Annotated in this window: 20 protein-coding genes; 12 read left to right on the top strand and 8 right to left on the bottom strand. The window is 43.5% G+C overall.

Translation table 11 applies throughout. The annotated features are described in order from the left end of the window. Positions 1-60: 60 nt before the first annotated feature. The 4 genes from DEF30_RS08995 to mscL all read right to left on the bottom strand — a co-directional run bounded on the left by DEF30_RS08995 (position 61) and on the right by mscL (position 3,441). Positions 61-396 carry a hypothetical protein gene (locus tag DEF30_RS08995; RefSeq protein ID WP_294098404.1) on the bottom strand — a complete coding sequence of 112 codons (336 nt, stop codon included), beginning with the start codon at positions 394-396 and terminating at the stop codon, positions 61-63. A gap of 28 nt (positions 397-424) precedes the next feature. Next, on the bottom strand, positions 425-2,104 hold the full coding sequence (locus tag DEF30_RS08990) for a hypothetical protein (RefSeq protein WP_294098402.1): 1,680 nt from the start codon (positions 2,102-2,104) through the stop codon (positions 425-427). Continuing rightward, the gene (locus DEF30_RS08985) at positions 2,091-2,819 is read right to left on the bottom strand and encodes an ABC transporter ATP-binding protein (RefSeq protein WP_074912652.1); all 729 of its coding nucleotides are present in this window, start codon (positions 2,817-2,819) and stop codon (positions 2,091-2,093) included. The genes DEF30_RS08990 and DEF30_RS08985 overlap by 14 nt, the downstream gene beginning before the upstream one ends. Positions 2,820-3,054: 235 nt before the next feature. Beyond that, complete coding sequence (gene mscL, locus DEF30_RS08980) at positions 3,055-3,441, bottom strand: large-conductance mechanosensitive channel protein MscL (RefSeq protein ID WP_294098399.1); 387 nt, start codon at positions 3,439-3,441, stop codon at positions 3,055-3,057. Between the two features lie 281 nt (positions 3,442-3,722). Between mscL and lepB the strand changes: the two genes are divergently transcribed. The 7 genes from lepB (at position 3,723) to DEF30_RS08945 (ending at position 11,502) form a co-directional block, all read left to right on the top strand. After that, the gene (lepB, locus tag DEF30_RS08975; RefSeq protein WP_031573794.1) at positions 3,723-4,268 is read left to right on the top strand and encodes a signal peptidase I; all 546 of its coding nucleotides are present in this window, start codon (positions 3,723-3,725) and stop codon (positions 4,266-4,268) included. A gap of 43 nt (positions 4,269-4,311) precedes the next feature. Then, on the top strand, positions 4,312-5,607 hold the full coding sequence (locus DEF30_RS08970; RefSeq protein WP_294098393.1) for a Sapep family Mn(2+)-dependent dipeptidase: 1,296 nt from the start codon (positions 4,312-4,314) through the stop codon (positions 5,605-5,607). Between the two features lie 10 nt (positions 5,608-5,617). After that, positions 5,618-7,603 carry an ATP-dependent zinc metalloprotease FtsH gene (gene ftsH, locus DEF30_RS08965; RefSeq protein ID WP_294098391.1) on the top strand — a complete coding sequence of 662 codons (1,986 nt, stop codon included), beginning with the start codon at positions 5,618-5,620 and terminating at the stop codon, positions 7,601-7,603. 53 nt (positions 7,604-7,656) lie between these two features. Next, the gene (locus DEF30_RS08960; protein WP_294098390.1) at positions 7,657-9,771 is read left to right on the top strand and encodes a UvrD-helicase domain-containing protein; all 2,115 of its coding nucleotides are present in this window, start codon (positions 7,657-7,659) and stop codon (positions 9,769-9,771) included. A gap of 214 nt (positions 9,772-9,985) precedes the next feature. Further along, entirely contained in the window at positions 9,986-10,417 is a 432-nt protein-coding gene (locus tag DEF30_RS08955) for a hypothetical protein (RefSeq protein ID WP_294098388.1), read from the top strand. Beyond that, positions 10,405-10,707 carry a hypothetical protein gene (locus DEF30_RS08950; protein ID WP_294098386.1) on the top strand — a complete coding sequence of 101 codons (303 nt, stop codon included), beginning with the start codon at positions 10,405-10,407 and terminating at the stop codon, positions 10,705-10,707. Before DEF30_RS08955 ends, DEF30_RS08950 begins: the two co-directional genes overlap by 13 nt. Positions 10,708-11,127: 420 nt before the next feature. After that, positions 11,128-11,502, top strand: a complete 375-nt coding sequence (locus DEF30_RS08945; RefSeq protein ID WP_294098384.1) for a hypothetical protein — start codon at positions 11,128-11,130, stop codon at positions 11,500-11,502. A gap of 195 nt (positions 11,503-11,697) precedes the next feature. On the opposite strand, the gene DEF30_RS08940 is transcribed toward DEF30_RS08945, so the two are convergent. After that, entirely contained in the window at positions 11,698-12,873 is a 1,176-nt protein-coding gene (locus DEF30_RS08940) for a cation diffusion facilitator family transporter (RefSeq protein WP_294098382.1), read from the bottom strand. A gap of 241 nt (positions 12,874-13,114) precedes the next feature. Between DEF30_RS08940 and DEF30_RS08935 the strand changes: the two genes are divergently transcribed. Both DEF30_RS08935 and DEF30_RS08930 read left to right on the top strand, forming a co-directional pair. After that, positions 13,115-14,410, top strand: a complete 1,296-nt coding sequence (locus DEF30_RS08935) for a M18 family aminopeptidase (protein WP_294098379.1) — start codon at positions 13,115-13,117, stop codon at positions 14,408-14,410. Between the two features lie 74 nt (positions 14,411-14,484). After that, positions 14,485-14,979 (top strand): hypothetical protein, encoded by a 495-nt coding sequence (locus DEF30_RS08930; protein WP_294098377.1) that lies wholly within the window; start codon positions 14,485-14,487, stop codon positions 14,977-14,979. Positions 14,980-15,042: 63 nt separating this feature from the next. Here DEF30_RS08930 and DEF30_RS08925 read toward each other — a convergent pair whose 3' ends face one another. Then, the gene (locus DEF30_RS08925) at positions 15,043-16,047 is read right to left on the bottom strand and encodes a rhodanese-related sulfurtransferase (RefSeq protein ID WP_294098375.1); all 1,005 of its coding nucleotides are present in this window, start codon (positions 16,045-16,047) and stop codon (positions 15,043-15,045) included. 320 nt (positions 16,048-16,367) lie between these two features. Here DEF30_RS08925 and DEF30_RS08920 point away from each other — a divergent pair, with 320 nt between their 5' ends. From DEF30_RS08920 to DEF30_RS08910, 3 genes are all read left to right on the top strand, one after another. Then, positions 16,368-16,883 (top strand): sigma-70 family RNA polymerase sigma factor, encoded by a 516-nt coding sequence (locus DEF30_RS08920; protein WP_294098373.1) that lies wholly within the window; start codon positions 16,368-16,370, stop codon positions 16,881-16,883. Beyond that, entirely contained in the window at positions 16,870-18,234 is a 1,365-nt protein-coding gene (locus tag DEF30_RS08915) for a hypothetical protein (RefSeq protein ID WP_294098371.1), read from the top strand. The genes DEF30_RS08920 and DEF30_RS08915 overlap by 14 nt, the downstream gene beginning before the upstream one ends. A 97-nt stretch (positions 18,235-18,331) precedes the next feature. Further along, on the top strand, positions 18,332-18,895 hold the full coding sequence (locus tag DEF30_RS08910) for a hypothetical protein (protein WP_294098369.1): 564 nt from the start codon (positions 18,332-18,334) through the stop codon (positions 18,893-18,895). Between the two features lie 79 nt (positions 18,896-18,974). Here the strand turns inward: DEF30_RS08910 and DEF30_RS08905 are convergent, their stop codons facing one another. Then, the gene (locus DEF30_RS08905) at positions 18,975-19,184 is read right to left on the bottom strand and encodes a hypothetical protein (protein WP_294098367.1); all 210 of its coding nucleotides are present in this window, start codon (positions 19,182-19,184) and stop codon (positions 18,975-18,977) included. A gap of 358 nt (positions 19,185-19,542) precedes the next feature. Continuing rightward, a complete protein-coding gene (locus tag DEF30_RS08900; RefSeq protein WP_294098365.1) occupies positions 19,543-21,138 on the bottom strand; it encodes a peptide chain release factor 3 in 1,596 nt (531 codons plus the stop codon). Positions 21,139-21,172 lie beyond the last annotated feature (34 nt).

Genomic DNA, 21,172 nt, shown 5'->3' with positions numbered 1-21,172 from the left:
ACAGGAAAACCCGGGCGAAAAGGACATTTTCAGTCTCTTTTGGCCTGGGTTTTGATGTGCTCAGTAGAAGGTCTCTTCGTACTCCGTAAGATGCTCCTGAAGATTCTTTGGAATCAGAAATGCAGAAACAGTGAAGAACATCAGAAGAAGTGCGAAAAGAAACATAAAGCTTAAGCTGATTCCTTCCAGGATTACTTTTCCACCAGCTTCTTTCAGAAGGATATCCTGATATTTTTCTCCCGCTTTGAAATATAGAAAGGTAAAAATCACCGTAAAGAAACCAAGAAGCACATCGCGTATTCTTAAGCTTCTTCTCAGTTCTTTTGAGATGGTGAAGGAGCGGCTGCCGATGTCAAATACGTCTTTGTTCCCTTTTCTGAATTGCCCTTTTACCATCAGATCTCTACGCAGCTTTTTCTCCATGTCAGGAAAGAGCCTTGAAGCGTTTTTCCACATGCCTGGTCAGAAGGAAATGGAGAACCAGTGCAAGAATAAGAAGACCTAAAAGGCTTGCCATGAAGGCCACATATAAAGATACCTGCACTTTCATTGCAAGGAATATCATAAGGGCCACCAGACCAAACCCCAGGAACATATGGATCACGGAGTTGAAGTTCTGCTTCACCGCTTTCTGCTCTGTATCCCAGTTCAGCTTCGGCCAGGTGATATCGAGAAAAATCCCAATCTGATTGATCACTAGAGAAGCCAAAAAGACGATGAGTAGAGAAAGCACAAAGAATACAAGATCGATACGGAACAGATAAAAAACAATTCCGTAGAAGATCACAAGCGCGGCAGCTTCCACATAAAAGGCGCTGACAATCTTTGCATAGATCTGCGTCATGTATGGAACGGGAATGTACTTCAGAAAGTACAGGTTTTTGCCTTCCCTTGAAATGGCAGAAGAAGCAATGATGTTGATGGAACCCATTAAGAATCCCACACCCACTATTCCAAGAAGAAGGGAACCTCTGTCAAATCCCTGAAGCATGGTAAAGACACTTTCAAGCTCTGCCTTATCCTCTCCAGATCCCATGAGAAACGGGAAGAGAATGAACAGGGGATAGATGAGGCTGATCAGCACACAGTTTAAAAAGTAGACTGGAGTTCTTAAAATCAGCTTCAGCTCTTTCAGGGCATAGGAGAAGAGAATGGGCTTTCTTCTTGAACCCTTTTCCATCTCTTCTTTGGACAGCGCTTTTCGTGTGGCCTTGGATTCGGAGATGCCGATGACCCCTTTAAAATAAAGAAGGTTCCCCAAGACATAGAACAAGAAGAAGGATAAAACAGTGATCAAAAGAAGGATGAGAATGCTGAACAGTCCGCTTATAGAGTTGTACGCAAGGATTCCTTCTGTGGCAAAATGGCTCGTGGGGAACACCCAGGAAGTGATCTGAAACACCGGAAGCTCTGATATGTCTCCAATGGCCAAATTAGGGTCTCCGGTGAATCTTTGGGTGAAAAACTGCAGTCCGAAGTTGAAGCCCAAAGCTACCACAAGACTGAGGATTCCTGCGATCATGTTGAACCGGTCTCTGTTCTTAAACTTGCTGCTGTACCTCATGATCAGCATAGAGATGATAGAGGCGACAACCAAGGGGAAAACAGGAATCAGAATGAGAGAAACCAGCATATAGACATAGTAGAGGATCCCGCTTCCATCCTTAATGCCATACACAGTAAGCAGAGGAAGGAAGAAAACGAGGATGATGAAATACTCATAGATGAGGGAAACCAGGAATTTTGCACCTAGAATCTCACCTGCCTGTACAGGAAGATAAAGGTAATTTTCCACATCCTTGGAAAAATAGAACACATTCATCACATAAAAAATACCAAACATGAAGACCATGATGCCTGCTGCAGGAACAAGAAGTCTTGGAATGAGATGCGACAGTTCTGCAGCGGCCAGAGCATCATATAGGTCCGCCAGCATAAAACCGAAGGACAGCCCCATGAGAACTGCAATGCCCAGAACAAAAAGAATCATCATCCATTTGGATTTCAGGAAAGAACTTTTGGAGCCCTTACTGGTCAGGTTGTTTAAGGTCTCATCGTTCTTGAACATGGTTTTCGTGAGAGTTATGAGATTATTCTTCATCATTCGTCATCTCCAGGAAGATTTGCTCCAGACCTTCATTTTCACTGACCATTGCCCGAAGTTCATTCATGGTTCCGCAGAACATAAGCTTTCCTTTATTGATGATGCCCACACGGTCACAGACCTTTTCTGCCACTTCCAGCACGTGGGTGGAGAAGAAAACCACATTTCCTTTGTCGGCATGCTCTCTCATCATTTCTTTCAGATAGAAAGAGGATTTTGGATCAAGTCCTGTCATGGGCTCATCGAGAATCCAAAGACTTGGATCATGGATGAGAGCGCCCATGAGAATGATCTTCTGTCTCATACCATGGGAATAGCTGGAGATGGAGTCATTAAGAGCATTCTCCATATCAAACCGTTTTGCGAGGCTTTCGATTCGTTCTTTTCGTAGAGTGCTGTCCACCTGATAGATATCGCCCATGAAATTGAGATACTCAATACCTTTCAGACGGAGAAAAATATCCGGACTGTCCGGCACAAATCCGAACTGATTCTTATAACGGATGGGATCTTTAGACAAGTCGATGCCATTTACGAGAATCTCTCCGCCATCAGGATCGGTGATGCCTGTAAGCATCTTGATGGTGGTGGTTTTTCCTGCGCCATTTGGCCCTAAAAATCCGAAGATTTCACCAGGCTTCAGTGTCAGGCTGAGATTATCCACGGCCTTCACTTTACCGCCATAGACCTTTGTGACGTTTTTGATTTCAATCATGCTGTTTCATACAAAAGCACTGCTTTTGCTTTCCTCCCCGTGAAAATTAGATCAACGCAGTGGATCAAGTGATACACTGCTCATGTTTAAAATATAACAAAATGAAGTGCTATAGTAAAGGTAACCAGGGCATATATCAGAAAAGAATCAGATATTCTCTATAGAGAATAAAGACATTTTACTGCAGGAAAAAGAGCATACAGTTACCGTATGCTCTAAATGGATGTCATAAGTGCTATCTTCTTTCTTTCAGAAGGTCTCTGATCTCTGTCAGTAGAAGCTCTTCTTTGCTCGGTGCAGGTGGAGTTTGAGGTGCTGCTTCCTCTTTCTTTTTGAATCGGTTCAATGCCCGGACCATTATAAAAATGGATAAAGCAACAATAAGAAAGTTCACCACTGCCTGGATGAAGAGTCCGATCATGATGGCTGTGCCGTTGACTGTGAATGATAATGTGGAAAAATCAGGGACTGAGAAGATTGCGCCAATGAGGGGCATGACCAGGTCATTGACAAAGGATGTGACAATGGCCCCAAAAGCTCCTCCAATGATTACAGCGACAGCTAAGTCCACCACATTGCCTTTCACAGCAAATGCTTTAAATTCTTTTAGAAAATTTTTCATTTTTTCACCTCCTGAATTTATCATATCATAGTTTTTACATAGGAGAGGAATCATTTTTGGGGCTGACTTCTCTAGCATCCATGCATTTTTAAGAAGTGGAAGCTATATCGATAGAATTCCGAAAAAAACTGTGGTACCCACCGGAAAATGCCAAAAAAGAGAGTGCCCTGTGCTATACTGTACTATAGAGAAGAATTCTTCTTCCCAGATGTTTTTAATAGATTTTTGAGAAATGTTGTTTACAATGAGTTTGTAGTAATTTTTGAAAGTAGGTCTTTTAGATGGCAGAAAAAACAGAGAACAGAATCAGTTACGTGGTGAAAGAATGGGTGATTCCCATTGTGACGGCATTGCTGCTGGCTTTTCTTATCAATACCTTTGTGGTGTTCCGCATAGAAGTGCCCACAGGCTCCATGATTCCGACCATCAATGTGGATGATAAGATTTTTGTAAGAAAAGTATACAATAAGGATCAGTTCGAACGCGGAGATATACTGGTTTTCCGATCGAAAGAACTGTTTACAGAAGACGGGAAGGAGATGCTTCTCATCAAGAGACTCATCGGGCTTCCTGGAGATGTGGTGGAGCTGAAAGAAGGGATTCTATATGTCAATGGATATCTGGTGGAAGAGCCTTATGTGGTGAATCAAAGCAGCTTTACCGGAACCTTCACAGTACCTGAAGATCATCTGCTCTTCTTTGGGGACAACAGAAAAACCTCCAATGACGCCAGATACTGGCAGCAGCCTTATATTCATGAGGATCAGGTCATTGGAAAAGGTGGACTTCGGATTCTGCCTCTAGAGGATTTTGGTTTTTTAAAATAGAGTGCAGTGAAAAAATAGGAATGCAGATTAATGGAGGATTGCAATGGAACTTAGGAAAATAATCGAGTCAAACAAGGACAGACTCATTGAAGATGTGCTGAAACTTGTGTCTTTTGAGTCCGTAAAAGGCGAAGTGAAGGAAGGGATGCCTCAAGGAGAAGCGGTGCATGAAGCGCTCAAAGCAGCTTTGGAGATGGCGGAAGGCTATGGCTTCAAGACCTTCCATGTGGATGGACATGCAGGGGTTGTGGAGTATGGAGACGGAGAAGACTATGTGGCTGTTCTTGGACATCTGGATGTGGTTCCAGTGGGAGACGGTTGGACCAAGAATCCCCTGGGAGAAGTCCACGGAGATCGTATTTACGGAAGAGGCACCATGGATGACAAGGGACCTATGGTCTCAGCGCTTCATGGACTCATCGCCATCAAAGAAGCTGGTATCCCTCTGAAGCATAAGATCCGTCTTATATTCGGCACCAGTGAGGAAACCGGTGGACCGGACATTGAAGAATATCTGAAAAAAGAAAAACAGCCCGTGGCAGGATTCACACCGGATGCTGATTTTCCAGCCATTCATGCGGAGATGGGGATTCTAGTGATCAAGCTTTCCAAAAAGCTGGAGAACCATTCTATTCTTTCACTGGAAGGCGGACAGGCTGTGAATATGGTGCCGGATGCTGCTAAAGTGACTTATAGAAAAGGTGATGAAGAGAAGACCATTGCTTTCGAAGGCGTATCTGCCCACGGCAGCACACCTCACAAAGGGAAGAATGCTATTTCCATGCTGCTTTCCCATATGGTGCAAAATGAGGATTTTCAATCCCTTAAGGACACTTTAAGTGTGCTCGAGTATAATCTTGCAAAGGATTTGGACGGAAAAGCTATGGGGGTGGACTTTAAAGATGAACCTTCAGGAAAGCTAGTTCTGAATCTTGGTAAAATCAAACTGACAGAAGACACATTGGACACATACATCAACATCCGGTATCCAGTTACCGTGAAGGAAAAGGAAGTCACAGAGAGAATCAGGGAACTTTTTGAAAAAGAAGGATTCACCTTTGACGTCATGGCACATGACGGCCCCCTGTATTTCCCGAAGGATACACCACTCATTGAAAAACTCATGGGCGTGTATACGAAAGAGACTGGAGATGAGAGAGAAGCTCTTGCCATTGGTGGTGGAACTTACGCGAAAATGATGAAGAACATCGTGGCGTTTGGACCGCTTCTTCCAGGAAGAGAAGACACCCTCCATCAGCTGGATGAATATATTCTCATCGAAGATTTGATGACTTGTGCCAGAATTTATGCCAATGCCATGGTGGAGTTGGCAAAATAGGGGGCAGAACATGAACAGTAACAACAATAAGCCTGGGAAAGGCAATAAGAATATCAAATTCTATATCGTGTATTTTCTCAGCGTCCTCGTCATGGTGACGGTATTCAATTACTTTGCCAATGACATCAGGAATCAGAAGCAGAATTACAATGAATTTCAGAATGCCATTACAGAAGACCGTGTCAAGAGCATCAAGCTGGATGAGTCCCAGAGAAAATTTGAGTATACCATGGTGGAGGGGGATGAGCTGGCAGGCTTTACGCTCTATACCGGATACATACCCAACGATGAAGAGATTGTTCAGCTTATCAAGGAAAAGAACATTCCATTTGAAGTAGCGACGGTGCAGGTGGCAAATCCAATCCTCAGCATCCTTCTCTCCTGGGTGCTGCCTTTAGGACTTCTGCTCTTCCTTGGAAACTATATCATGAAGAGTATGGACAAACGGGGCGGCGGGATGATGTCCTTCGGCAAGAACACAGCCAAGCTTTATGAGAGCGATACGGGAGTCACCTTCCGTGATGTGGCCGGTCAGGAAGAAGCCAAGGAGTCTTTGGTGGAAATCGTGGACTTTCTTCATAATCCTAAAAAATACGTGGAAATCGGTGCAAAGCTTCCGAAGGGAGCTCTGCTTGTTGGACCTCCAGGAACGGGTAAGACCCTTCTTGCCAAGGCTGTGGCTGGAGAGGCTAAAGTGCCTTTCTTCTCCCTTTCCGGTTCCGCATTTGTAGAAATGTTTGTTGGTATGGGTGCCGCAAGAGTTCGTGACCTCTTTAAGGAGGCCATGGTGAAAGCGCCTTGTATCATATTCATCGATGAGATCGACGCCATTGGTAAGTCCCGTGAAACCGGCGGATACGGCGGTAATGACGAAAGAGAACAGACACTTAACCAGCTTCTTGCAGAGATGGATGGATTTGACTCTTCCAAGGGTATTGTTCTTCTGGCTGCGACCAACCGTCCTGAAGTGCTGGATAAAGCTCTGCTGAGACCAGGCCGATTTGACAGAAGAATCATTGTAGATGCGCCGGACCTTAAGGGCCGTGAAGCGATCCTCAAAGTTCATGCCAAAGACGTGAAAATGGGCGATGATGTGAATCTTCTGGAAATCGCCAAAGGAACACCGGGTGCTGTCGGTGCGGACCTGGCCAATATGATCAACGAAGCGGCACTTCGAGCGGTGAAAAATGGCAGAGCCTATGTCATGCAGGAAGACCTGCAGGAATCCATAGAACTTGTCATCGCCGGACAGCAGAAGAAAGACCGTATCATGTCTCCGAAAGAGAAGAGAATCGTGGCGTTCCATGAGATTGGACATGCACTGGTGGCAGCCATGCAGAAAAATACAGATCCTGTCATGAAAATCACCATCGTACCTCGTACCATGGGTGCCCTGGGGTACACCATGCAGGTACCGGAAGACGATAAATATCTCATGAGTAAAGAAGAGATGCTCACTGAAATCACCATCTTGTTCGGAGGAAGAGCCGCGGAGGAAGTGGAGTTTAAGTCCATCACCACCGGAGCGTCCAATGACATTGAACGAGCCACCAACATGGCGAGAAGAATGGTTACTCTTTACGGCATGAGCGATACCTTTGATATGATGGCTTCAGAATCTGTAAGAAACCAGTATCTGGATGGAAGAACCGTGATGAATGTCAGTGACAGAACGGCGGCGAAAGTCGACGAAGAAACACTCAGCATCATCAAGGCATGCCATAAAAAGGCCATTGAAATTCTGGAAGAGCATAAGGACCTCATGAGAGAACTCTCTGAGGTGCTTCTGGATAAAGAAACCATCACCGGTCAGGAGTTCATGGAAGTGGTGCGACGCACCATGGGAAGTGATTTCGGTCTGACCAAGGCAGAAATGGAAGAAAGAGCCAAAAAGGAAGAGGCAGAAAAAGCCAATGACGAAATGGAAGTCATCCATGTGGATGAGGAACCCTCAGAAACCGTTCCTGCAGAAGAAAGTAAAGAACTGGACGAATAACCTATGGCCGTAACCATATCTTTTTTGGTTGCGGCTATACCTTTGGAGGACCCATGAAAGAATTTAATTTGGACTTGCCAAAAGAAGAGCTGGAAAAAGAATATGCTTATCTGGAGCGTGTGGAAGCTCTGATTTTGGAAGAAATCTTATATAATACCCAGCGGAAAAAGCTGGTATATGACGATATTGTAGAATACCGAAAGACCCTCATCGATGAGTACCGCTCGGATGAGGACAAGCAAATCGATTATTTTGACCACAACCGCTATGTGCAGGAAGAAACCTTCAAGGCAGTGGAAAAGAGGCTGCTGGAGCTCACAGAACTTCACAGCACCCCTTACTTTGGGAAAATCACCTTCAAAGAAGAAGGTTTGGAGGAAGAAGACATCTATATCGGCAAGTTCGGTCTGGTGGATGAGAAGGCTTATGAGCCTCTGGTCATAGACTGGAGAGCGCCCATTGCGTCCCTCTTCTATAAGGGGACCGTGGGAAAGGATTCCTATAAAGCGCCCATGGGAGAAATGCCTGTGGACATTCTTCTTAGAAGACAGTTTCTGATCAGAGAAGGCTTGCTGAAAGGGGTCTTTGATACCCAAAGCAATGTGCAGGATGAAATCCTTCTGGAGGTGCTTTCCTCCAATGCAGGGAAGAAGCTGAAGGACATCATCATGACCATTCAGGAGGAGCAGGACCAGATCATCCGTGAAAAGCGGGAAGGCGTTCTTGTGGTCAATGGTGTGGCAGGAAGCGGTAAAACCACCATTGCTCTCCATAGAGTTTCCTATCTTCTTTATAACTACCGCAAGATGCTGGAAAACAAGGTCCTGATCTTAGGACCCAATAATATGTTTATGGACTATATCTCTCAAGTGCTGCCCTCTTTAGGGGAAAGCGGTGTCCATCATAACACCTTCAAGGATCTGGCTTTGGAGCTCATGGAGTTCAAGGAGCCAATCTTTATGGGCGAAGACTATGTGGAAGCGCTCTTAAGCGGGGATGAAGAACTGGTGGAAGATGCCAGGAAGAAGAGAAGTGAGGACTTTAAGAAGGTCCTTCTGGAAAAAGTCGAGGAAGTGGAGAAAACATATTTCCCATTCCGTTCTTATGAGTTCTTAGGAAAGACACTGGTCACCGAAGAGGAAATGGAGAGAATTCTCCTCAAAGACTTCAAGTATATGCCCTTCTTCAAAAGAGCCACAAGGCTGAAGAGAATTCTCATCACCCGAATGAAAGAAGTGAGAAATGAGAAGAGGTTTGCCATCGATAAGAAGTACGAGGCCATGAAGGCCACCATGAGTAAAGATGGAAACGACAGAAATACCATTGCCAATATGAGAAGATCTGAAATCAGAGACCTCATCCGACTGGTTGCACTGAAAAGAGAAGAGTTCCGGGATCTGTCCCAGGGCAATTATCTGAAGGGCTACGAGGAGCTCAAGGCTTTCGAGTTCTATACAGAAGCAGACATTGCACCGCTTCTATATTTCAAGCATAAGCTGCATGGACTGAAGCTTCCTTATCAGGTTGCTCATGTGGTGCTGGATGAGGCCCAGGAGTACTCTCTCATTCATTATGAAGCTCTTCGTGACATCACAGGCACCCAGTCCTTCACCATTGTGGGAGACACAAACCAGATGATTCTCCATGGAGAAAGTGCCATGAGAGATCTTTCCTCTGTGTTCTCGGATATCAGGCATTATGACCTCAAGAAGAGCTATCGCTCTACTTTTGAAATCATGGACTTTGCAAACTCCTTCCTTGGAGAAGAGAAAATCGTACCACTGGTACGAAATGGTGAACCGGTGAAGGATCTTGGAGACCTCTCACTGGAAGAGTCCTTGGAAAAGATAGTGGAGACGGTGAACAGCTACAAGGAAAACAATCTGGACACCATAGGAATCCTGACAAAGGACATGAATACCACCAGGGAGCTCTATCAGCTTCTGAAAAACAAAATCAATGTAAAACTCATAGACAGTGAGGATGCCCTTTTAAAAGGAGATCTTTACCTTATGCCTTCTTACTTTGCCAAGGGGCTGGAGTTTGATGGCGTAGTCATGGTGGAGAAAAAGGACGAGGAAGGTCAGGCGTTGATCCGCTATATCATGGCCACCCGAGCTCTGCATAGACTCACAAGACTGACTTATGCGGATTCTATGATCTATTAGAACAAATTAGTAAAGCTCCAGACGCAATGGCGTGTCTGGAGCTTTTTCAGCATTTTGGGCACATTTGAGTGAAAGAAGATAGAAATCTAAAATCTGAATTAGAAGTAGGAACATCATTTGATATATAGTATAATAATCTCAATAAATGTCTGGAGATAGTTTGTTAGTACTGGAGTATGCATGCGAAATGGTGTGCAATCGAAAGGAGAATGCTATGGCGATATATATCGTGCGTAAGACGGGATGGCTGGGGTCAGGGTCAAAGATTCATGTTCAGATTGATGGAGTGAGAAGAGGAGAAGTATATGGAAGCTCTCCCATGGAATTTCCGGTGGATAAAAATGAGGCGGCAGTGAAAGTGACCCAGCTTGGGATCAGAAGCAAAGAAAAGGTCATTTCAGACGGGACGCTTCTTGAAATCCACCAGAGCCTCTGGTATAGAATAAGCTTTCCAGTGATGATTGCAGCTCAGTTTCTTACGGTATTTGTTTCAGATTTTATACTGAGTTTGATACTTCTCCTTGCACTTGGCGTTCTTTTCCTTGGAAGTTTGTACGTCATACCTGGATTTCACCTGAAAGAAGTTTCAAACGAAATCAATGAAATATCTATGGAAACAGAGGAGGTAACAGGATGGAACAGGTAATACTACCACTTTTCATCAGTTTTGCACTATATGCAGCACTATTTGTTCTGATTCAGCAAAAGAAAAAACAGCAAAAAGATCCAGCTGTGAAGGAAAACCCTCTGCCGTTCATCAACCAGTTCTTCATTTACAGTATATGGCCAACACTGATCATGGTGTTTTTCATGGATTTTGAGTTTTATCAGTTCGTTGTCTTCTATGGATACTCTTTGGTGATGGTGTATCTTGCAAACATCGCATACAAAAAAACTGTGGAGAGAAGCGAAGAAGCTGTGGATGATGCAGAGTAGAGGATATTGCAGATGAACAGAATGCAAAGGGAGAGATTATGAAAAACAAGAATATAGGAAAAATAATCTTTCTTACGGGGTTTTTCGTGTCAGTGGGTTCTATGATCAGGTCTTACAGCAGAGGAGACTACATTGGAATGGGTCTTTTTGGTATCCTATGTATTTTGCAGATTTTAGGTCTCTATCTCCAAAATAGTGAAAGCCAGAAGTGATGAAAGTAATCCGTAAGATGAATTGTTAAATCTGAAGATTATTGGACCTACTGAAGATATCTGTCAAAACTCAGTGCGGTCGAGTTTTGAGGAAGTCACCTTAAATAGAGCAATCTCATTCTATGTACTAACATCCATAGATATAAGGTAAGATCTTAACTGAAATGATGCTGTTGTTTGTGATGGAAGATTCCGAGGGAGGATAAAGATGACGAAAAAAGTAAGATATGGCATGATTGCAGCAGCAATTATGGGGATTGTTGTATATTTGTTTGTTATAAGAAATCCTTTGAAACAGGATCCTCAAAAAATAATCATTAGAAATGGGACCACTGGAGAAGAAACGATCCTTATTGGAGAAAACAAAGATCAATTCATGGCTAAATTATCAGAAATAGAACCAAAAATATCCGGATTTCATCTTTGGACAAGCGGATATCGGTATATGATTTTTTTCGAAGACAATGGAAGAACAAGAGACATCACAACAAAGGGTAAGAACAGATTTGTTTCTGGGATCATAGAGTATACGACAGATATAGACATAATTTCAATCATGGAAGAGTTCACCAGTTCAAAATAAAAAAACCATCCAGCTCAAAGCATACCGCTTTTTTGAACTGGATGGTTTTAGTTTGGTTTTCTTTTGATTCTTGAATAAGAGCATCTATTTGAACAGTATATTATGTCCGATGTACTTGAAGATAGAAGAGCAGAAATAGTAGGGTTCGTTCTATTATGGGAAATATAATTAAAGCAAAATGTAACCTGCTTCTTCTTAGAATACCGTCACATCCAGCTCTATGGTGATCATGATCCTGGCGGTCTTAAACTCTTCATGGAGTTTTTCTTCCAGTTCCTTTCGGATCTTCTCACGGCTTTCTTCTGTGGTGTTTTTACTGTCAACCACCACTTCCAAAATAAGAAGCTCGTGTTCACTGAGACCTGTATACCGAAAATCATGGTAAGAGACCACCCCTACTACAGAGTGGACGATTTTACCTACAGTTTCTTTCACCGACAGATATTTCTCATCCTGATAATTCACAGGATCCATATGAATCACAAGAGAGATATGGAATTCTTCCCGTATATGGCGTTCTATTTTATCGATGAGATTATGAAGTTCTACAAGATCCATGTTGTGTGGCACCTCTACATGGATGGTTGCCATGGTTTTGGATGGGCCGTAATTATGGATCTCCAGATCATGGACTCCATAAATATTTTCGTAGGAGAGGATCTTCTTTTTAATCCTTTCTGCAAGGTCTCTATCTGGTTTCTGACCAAGAATGGGATTGATGGTCTCTAGAGACAGGTTGATGCCTGAGTAGATAATATAGAGCGCAATGAGGACGCCTACAATGCCATCCACCGGAAGAGAGGTGAGTGGAGATAAGAGCAGCCCCAGAAACACCACAAAGGTCGTAAGAACATCACCAATGGCATCCTGCGCAGTGGCAAGAAGCGTTCCAGACTGCACTTTCTTTCCAAGATTTTTATTGAAGACATAAATAAAGAGCTTCACGCTCATGGAGAGAAAAAGAATGGTAAGAATCAAAGGAGAGGTTTCAACGACACCGGGATTGATGATTTTTTTGAAAGAGGAGACCACAAACTGATACCCTACCACAATGACAAGGACCGCAATGGTGAGACCCGTGAGGTATTCGATTCTGCCATGACCGTAAGGATGCTCTTTATCCGGCTCTTTTCCTGCGAGCTTGAATCCGAAGATGGTGATGATGGAGGAGGCGGTATCTGTGAGGTTATTGAAGGCATCGGCGATGATGGAGATGCTACCTGTAAAAAGACCCAGCAGTCCCTTGATGGAAAATAGGAGGAAATTCAGGACGATCCCTAATACACCGGAGATGGTGCCCACCCGTTCCCGTTCTTTTCCATTTTGGTAGTCTCTGCCATCGATGATTCTGTCCACTAATTTGCTGATCATAATAACGTCTCCTCATTTCATAACTGATGCTTTTCATTTGAATTTTAGAATTCATTATACCATATCATCCACACAGATTTCCTGAATAATTTATGAGGAAGAGTGGTTACTCCAACTTGACACATAACATATCATCCGAGATACATAAGTGGTGTATAGATATCAACAGAGTGAAAATGTGGGCAGTGCAGGGGAAAACATGATAGAATAGACCTGAGTTTATAATTTACGGAGGTTAGTCATGGAAGAGAAAAAGCTTGCATATGAACTGATTGATTTTCTGCACGCATCCTCTACTGCATTTCAGGCAGTGGATGTGATGAGAAAGGAACTTTTGTCCAAGGGGTATAAAGAGCTTCTGGGAGAAGATTCCTGGTCCCTTCAAGAGGGAGACCGTGCGTTCTATACAAAAAATGGTTCGGCACTATTTATGATACAGATCGGAAAAAACCCGCTGGAAGGCGGCTTCAAAATGGCGGGAGCCCATACCGATTCTCCTGCCTTCAGAATCAAACCGGATGCAGAGATGGTTCAGGACGGATACTTGAAACTGAATGTGGAAACTTATGGTGGGCCTATTCTTTCCACCTGGTTTGACAGACCACTGTCTGTGGCAGGACGAGTTCTTCTCAAAGGAGAAAGCGCGCTGAAGCCAAAGACCATGCTGGTGGATTTTGAAAAACCTCTTCTTTATATCCCATCCCTTGCCATCCACATGAACCGTAAGGTCAATGAAGGTGTTGAAATCCATAAGCAGAAACATGTGCTGCCTGTGGTGACCATGGTTCAAGAAGGATTCAATAAGAAAGGATTCCTGAAAGGACTTGTGGCAGAGAAGCTCGGAGTGAGTGCAGAGGAAATCCTCGATTTTGATCTGTTTGTCTATGAAGCGGACAAAGGAAGTCTTGTGGGGCTTCAGGAAGAATTCATCTCATCCAAGAGACAGGACAATCTTTCCAGTGTTCACGCCATCTATAAGGCCATGCTGGAAGCTAAGGAATTCTCTGGCATCAATGTGGGAGCCTTCTTTGACAATGAGGAATGTGGCAGCGCATCGAAGCAGGGAGCAGATTCCACTCTCCTGAGAGATCTGATGGAAAGGGTGTTCTATGCTCTGGGAGGCACAAGAGAAGACTTCCTGAAGAGTCTGGAGTCTTCCTTCATGATCTCAGCAGATCTCGCCCACAGTGTGCATCCAAATTACAGTGAAATGCATGATCCAACCAATCGTCCGCTGATCAACGAAGGTCCTGTGATGAAGATTTCGGCGAACCAGAGATATACTTCTGATGGAGATTCTCTGGCGGTGTTCAGAAATCTATGTGAGACGGCTGGAGTTCCATGCCAGAGCTTCGTGAACAGAAGCGATCTTCCAGGCGGAAGCACCATTGGACCCATCGGATCCACACATCTGCCCATCAGAACCATAGATATTGGGAATCCTCTACTGGGGATGCATTCTGTGAGAGAGCTGGGAGGCGTCAAGGATCATCTGTATCTGACAAAAGCCCTGGCGGTATATTTCAATCTGATGTAACTGACATTTTTTTGTCTTTTCTTTCATCAGGAATTTATGTACAATGATTCTAGTAAATATGTGGAGTTGGTATAGTGAAGAAGCGAAATATTGTAGCGGGTCTTCTCATGGGCGTAACCATGATGGCTCTATTATCCGGATGCGCATCCGTTCCAAAGGCTGAAGATCCATCGGTATATCTGGATCCTGCCCAGGAGAATGCTCAAGACAAAGAAGAAGTGGTCGCTTATGCAGAAGAAGTGAAGCCTCTTATAGAGAGTTTCTATGAAGAAGGAAAGGGACTGAAAAACCTTTCAGCAAAGGGCAATGCGCTTTTCGTGGAAGTGGATCTTTCAGAAGTGCCTGGAGAATATGACAAAGTGGAAGACCAGATGATTTATGAAAGCACCAGAATCACCCATGGACTTCTCAATTACCGTCCTTACGAGTTCATCAAAGACCTGTATAAGATTTCCATCACCTTTACAGGGGGGAAAACCTTGGACTTTTATGGAAAACAGATGGTGGAGAATGAAGGGGAACTTTCCTTCAAAGCAGAAACCATTGTGGCAGAAGTGAAACGTAAATAAGCCCAATAAGAAGAACCTGAATCAGTAGATGAATTTTTTCACTGATTCAGGTTCTTTTGGTTTCTAGAATAGACCTGTTTCTTTGGCTTTTTCCAAGGTTTCTTTTGCTTTTCTATGATCCTGTCTATAGAGGGAGTAAAGCTTCGCTTTTTCTTTCAGCCTTACGCGGGCATCTCTATGGGGGTTCTTAAGTATATAGTCCCTGCATGCTGTGCTGCAGAAACCTTCTTCTTTTTCCTCACAGTTCTCACAGGAAAAGTGCTGGAGATGACAGTCATCATTGGTGCAGTTGATGTACCTGTCCGTTGGGGCTTTGCAGTGCACGCACTTTGAGACGATGACATCTTCCTCCTGATTGATCTTTACAGAGATGCGGTCATCAAAGACATAGCATTTTCCGTCCCATAAGCGGCCTTTGGTGTTCTCGTTCTGGCCATAGGTGACAATGCCTCCTTCCAAGTGATAGACATCTTTAAACCCTTGATTGAGGAGCACACCTGTAAGTTTTTCACAACGGATGCCTCCAGTGCAGTACGCAAGGACCTTCTTGTCTTTGTGCTCGCTGAGGTTTTCCTCGATCCACTTGGGGAATTCTTTGAAGTTTGTGATATCAGGGCGGATGGCTCCTCTAAAGTGTCCCAGGTCATACTCATAACCGTTTCTGCCGTCGAGGATGATCACATCTTCCTTTTGCATCATTTCGTGCCACTCTTCTGGTTTCAGATAAGTGCCCACAAGATCCTTCGGGTTCACATCGTCCTCCGGGAGAAGAGTGATGATGCTGTCTCTTAGTTTTACATAGAGCTTCCGGAAAGCGTTATGGTCCTCTTCATGGATTTTAAAAACCATGGTGGCGAATCTGGGATCTTTTTTCATATGGTCCATATAAGCGTCAGTATCTTCCACAGTGCCCGATAGAGTTCCATTGATGCCTTCCTGTGCCACAAGGATTCTGCCCTTCAGGTTCAGGGACTCACAAAGGGCTTTATGCTCTTTTGTATACGCCTCAGGATTTTCTATATGGACGAACTGATAGTAAAGCAGGACGCGGTAATTTTTCTCATTCATAATTCATTTCTCCGTTCAATTTTTCCTGAACTGAGTATACCGTATAAATTAAATTTTGTAAATTGCCATAGCATGCAACTTAAATTGATAAATTTTGACATGGTGAATCGAAAGGAAACATAAGCAGTCTGCATAAGGAGTTTCCGATTATTATCGGTAAAGTATGCTGTCTAGTTCTCAATAGGGTCATGCTATATAATGGAGTTGAAGGGAAGTATAAAACCCACATCAAACAGATGATTTATAAAATTATAAAAAAATATCTTGATTGAAAATAAAAATAGGCTGCTGAGTACTCATATAAGTAAAGGGGGGTGACTGTGGGGTTGTTTGGAAAGAAGAATCTACGAAAAGAAAGGTATCTTGTTTTTGTGCATGAGTACAAAGGAACCATGTACCGGATTGCGCTAGGATATTTAAAGGCAGAGAGTGATGCCATGGAAGCTGTGGATGAGACGGTATACATAGGGCTGTCAAAACTTCACCAGCTGAGAGAAGAGGATAAGCTGAAACCATGGATGACAAAAATCCTCATCCATGAATGCCATCGTCTGCTCAGGCTTCGGAAAAAGGATATTCCTACAGAGCAGCTGCCTGAAACCGAGGAAGTGACATCGAGGGTCTCTCTTACCATGAGAGAAGCCATCGGCGAGCTGCCAGAGGATCTTCAGGAGGTCATCATACTACGTTATTTTGGGGATCTGACGGTGAAAGACACGGCACAAGAACTGAATATCCCCCAAGGGACCGTGGCTACAAGAACAAGGAAAGCATTGGAGATGTTAAAAGAAAAGCTGATTTTCTGGGAAGGAGGTGCAGAACATGAATCCGTTTGATGAGAAAGTCAGAAGATGTCTAGGTGATGAAATTATGGAACCTGATACGCTGCATACACTGGAAGAGCGGGTTTTAGCCCGATATAGAGGAACGAGAAGAAAAAAAGCGGCCCAACTGTTTTTGATGCTGTCTCTCCTTTTTTCCGGTCTTCTGTTCTATACGGCAAATGCTGAATCCGTTTTTGCAGATAAACTCCGAAGCGTTCCCATCCTAAAAGAATTTTTAACCGCCATGGACATCAGTCCAGCTGAAGAGAAAAGCCTTGAAGAGCTTGGAATTCTTTCTGAGAGCGGGAAATATGATGTTCGGCTTCAGTATGCACTATCAGAAGACAAAAGAGTATTTCTTTATTTTCAGTTTCCTGAAGAAGTAGTGCTTCGGGAGAATGATCATCTTGATATAGAACTGTTAGATGTATACGATCAGGTGACTAAAAAGGACTACTCGATGACATTCATGAAAAACTTAAATCCCGGTATGCCTCCATCAAACAATGGTTATATTGTGATTCAAGGGTTCATACCCGCAGGGATGGACTTATCTTTCCCAGAAAAGCTGCACATTGCATTTCGGGCCAATGTGGCCAGAAATGTCAGTTACGATCATTGGGGCACAAGAAGTGCAGAGGATGAGCCACTGGGAGAGTACAGATTTGATGTGGAGCTGCAGAAGATGGAGAAGAGGATTCTGGAACGTGTGGGAAAAAAGGTGCTGATTGACGGGAATACTCTAGTCATTGATCAGCTGGAAAGAGGGTTGAAGACGTTGGATATCGTGGTTAGTCAACCAAAAAACAACAAAGACATCATCACCGAAATTTCAGGGTATATGAGAGACGGGAAGACGAAAAAAATCATCGATGAAGACATAACGGTGTCTTACTCCACCAAAACAGGGGAAATACATGCATTATATCTGAATGGAGAAGAAATTCCTGAGGGGGGAGAAGTGGAAATTGTTCTTGAAGAGGCGATACTTCTACCGAAAGATCAGCAGTATATTACAATTGACATGCAGAAGAAAGAGATGATCCATCCTATTCCGGGAATAAGCCTAGAAATGGCGTCAGCTGGAAAACGCTCTGCGCTTACTTTCATCACTGAAAGTAATATACATCCCTTTGACACCTATAAAACCTCAGCATCAGCGGAGGAGAAAAGATTGCCTCATCCTGGAATTCAAACAATCGGAGAGAACAGGACCAAGTGGAGCTATGTGATAGATGAAAATTTGTCGGATGAAGTAGTCTTAAGAAGAGCCAGGGACTCAGGAAGAAAAGTGGTGTTCGATAAGCCTATCGTCATTGAACTCAAGGTGCCTTCTGCACACTCATTCACCCCAATTCCATAGATCATCAAAAACAAAGCTCTGTATAAGGAGCCCGGTATTCATCTAAAGTGAAATGAGCAGCAAATTAAAATGAGAGTAAACGTTGAGGAGGACAGATTTGAAAAATAAAAAATACGCCACACTACTAGTAATTATGCTAAGCATAATGGTCATTTCCGGATGTAAAAAAGAAGAACAAACACTTTATAACCGAAACATAGTGGTGGATGGCATTGTGTTACCATTCTATGAGAGCTCGTTGACTTATAATGCAGAAGATGAAGGGCAGATGAGAAGCAAGCTTTCTTCAATATGGAATGACACCATTGCAAATCTGCCTGGAACCGAAGAGTATATCATTGTAAATCATAATGGTGAAGATCTGACACAGGAGTTTCTTGCTGAGAAATCACCTTCTCATCAGGAAATGCAAGACATGATAAAAAAAGTCAAAGAAAATGGATACCTGATTGTAAGAAAAAATTATTATCGAGTTACAACAATTGAAAAAGAGATGAAGGCCCTCTTTGCTGGTGAAAGAATTGCAATCAGACCTGAAATAATGGATAAAGTGATCAAAGACAACAGAGAAGCGTATGAGAACAAGGACTATGAATCCATCAATTTGTATCTCCGAAAGAATGATATAAAAATCTATGATAAATTGAAGCTGCAACCATGACAATACTGTTTATATACAGAGCCGAAAAAAAGACTGGGATACCAGTCTTTTTAAGCGATAAGGAGAATTTCAACCACTTTTAGCTCTCTGTTTTTTGATGGTTTCTTTTCATGATTTTGGGGAGTACTCCGCGGATGAACCCATCCATAAAAGTGATAGAACCAAATAGTTCCATTCCAATCCCTGGTCTGTATCGCTCTGCGCCAAAGAAATAATTTGCAAGTATCCCCAAAGCGTAAAATGCTGCTCCTACGAAGACTTTTTTCATATGTTCCTCTTGTTTCTTCAAAAACATCCATCCTTTCGATTCAGGTATATTGCGATAGTAGCCTTACTGCCAATTGTCCTTTTGATGTTCAGGGTAAAAACCTTGTATATATCAGAGCGGGAGTTTACAGTAATTCTTCATAAAGGGCTCTCACCAGGTGATTTCAAAGTAAGCAGTCTCGTGAAGAATCATGAGGATATCATATATGTCCTATTCTTAGAATTTGCACTCTGATTCTATACTGATGATACGGAATATAGTTTAAGCATACTGTAAAATTTGTAAAATAGATAGTTTAAAATAGAAAAGCAGCTGAAGTTTCTCTTCAACTGCTTTTGCTGCTTGATAGACCTGAGATGAACTCCGATCTGCCAAACTGCTAATCCACTTTACCCACATCCGTCAATGTAAGGCCCTTATTGTGGCTGAGTGCCCAGCTGATGCCCCATTCATTCTGGAACAGAAGGATATTTCTGTCTCTCAGATCCTTTACCAGGCGCGTGTCAGAGGTGATGTCGAGATCATCCAGGTTGATGTCTTCCTGATCCATCCAGCGCACAAAGCGGAAAGGAAGTCTTTCAACTTTCAGATCCACACCATATTCATTCTTCAGTCTGAACTCCAGAACGTCCATCTGCAGTGTACCCACTACACCGACAATGATCTCTTCCATGCCGATATGGAGTTCTTTATAGACCTGGATGGCTCCTTCTTGAGCCACCTGAGTGATTCCCTTGACAAACTGCTTTCTCTTCATGGTATCCATAGGCCGCACCCTGGCAAAATGCTCTGGTGCAAAGGCTGGAATACCTTCAAAACGGAATTTGTTGTTTGTGGAGGTGAGGGTATCTCCAATGGAGTAGATGCCTGGGTCGAAAACACCGATGATGTCTCCAGCATAGGCTTCTTCCACCATTTCTCTGTCCTGAGCCAGGAACTGCTGCGGCTGAGAAAGCTTCACCTTTCCTTTACCCTGATAGTGGTTCACTTCCATACCCTTCACAAACTTACCGGAGCAGATTCTGATGAAGGCAATCCGGTCTCTGTGCTGAGGGTTCATATTCGCCTGAATCTTGAAGACAAAGGCAGAGAAGTCATCGCTCATCACATCAATCTCCTCACCCTCACTGGTTTTTCTAGGCAGTGGAGAAGAAGTGAGTTCCAGGAAGGACTTCAGGAATGGCTCCACACCAAAGTTTGTCAGAGCAGAAGCAAAGAATACAGGGCTGAGCTCTCCACGAAGAACCGCTCCCATATCAAACTCATCTCCAGCTATATCAAGAAGCTCGATATCATCTTTCAGCTGTTTGTGGAAATCTTCTCCGATGAGGTCTACAAACACTTGGTCCTCAACAGATCCCTTCACGGAGTTTACTGTTGTCTGTCCATGATTTCCAGAAGAGAACACCTGAATGCTGTTGGAGCTTCTCTCATATACTCCTTTGAAGTCTTTTCCAGATCCAATGGGCCAGTTCATGGGATAGGTTTTGATGCCAAGCTCCCGCTCAATCTCTTCCATGAGTTCAAAAGGATCCCTTGCTTCACGGTCCATCTTATTGACGATGGTGAAGATTGGAATGTTTCTCAATGAGCAGACATTGAAGAGTTTTCTCGTCTGATCCTCCACACCCTTTGCCGCATCCACCACCATCACAGCGGAGTCTGCTGCCATGAGGGTACGGTAAGTGTCTTCCGAGAAGTCCTGATGTCCTGGGGTATCCAGGATGTTGATGCAGTAGCCGTCATAGTTGAACTGCATCACGGAGGAGGTTACAGAGATTCCTCTCTGCTTTTCAATCTCCATCCAGTCGGACACAGCATAATTTTTAGATTTTCTAGATTTTACAGAACCAGCCAAACGGATGGCGCCTCCGTAAAGAAGCAGTTTTTCAGTCAGGGTTGTTTTACCGGCATCCGGGTGAGAGATGATGGCAAAGGTTCTACGTCTCTCAATTTCTTTTCTTAAATCTTCCACGGTTTTCCTCCAAATTTACGATCTATGCAAATCC

Source organism: Proteiniclasticum sp., from assembly GCF_003514505.1.
Classification (GTDB): domain Bacteria; phylum Bacillota; class Clostridia; order Clostridiales; family Clostridiaceae; genus Proteiniclasticum.
Note: the sequence above shows the minus strand (reverse complement) of the source record. Positions and strands in the feature narration are given on the sequence as shown.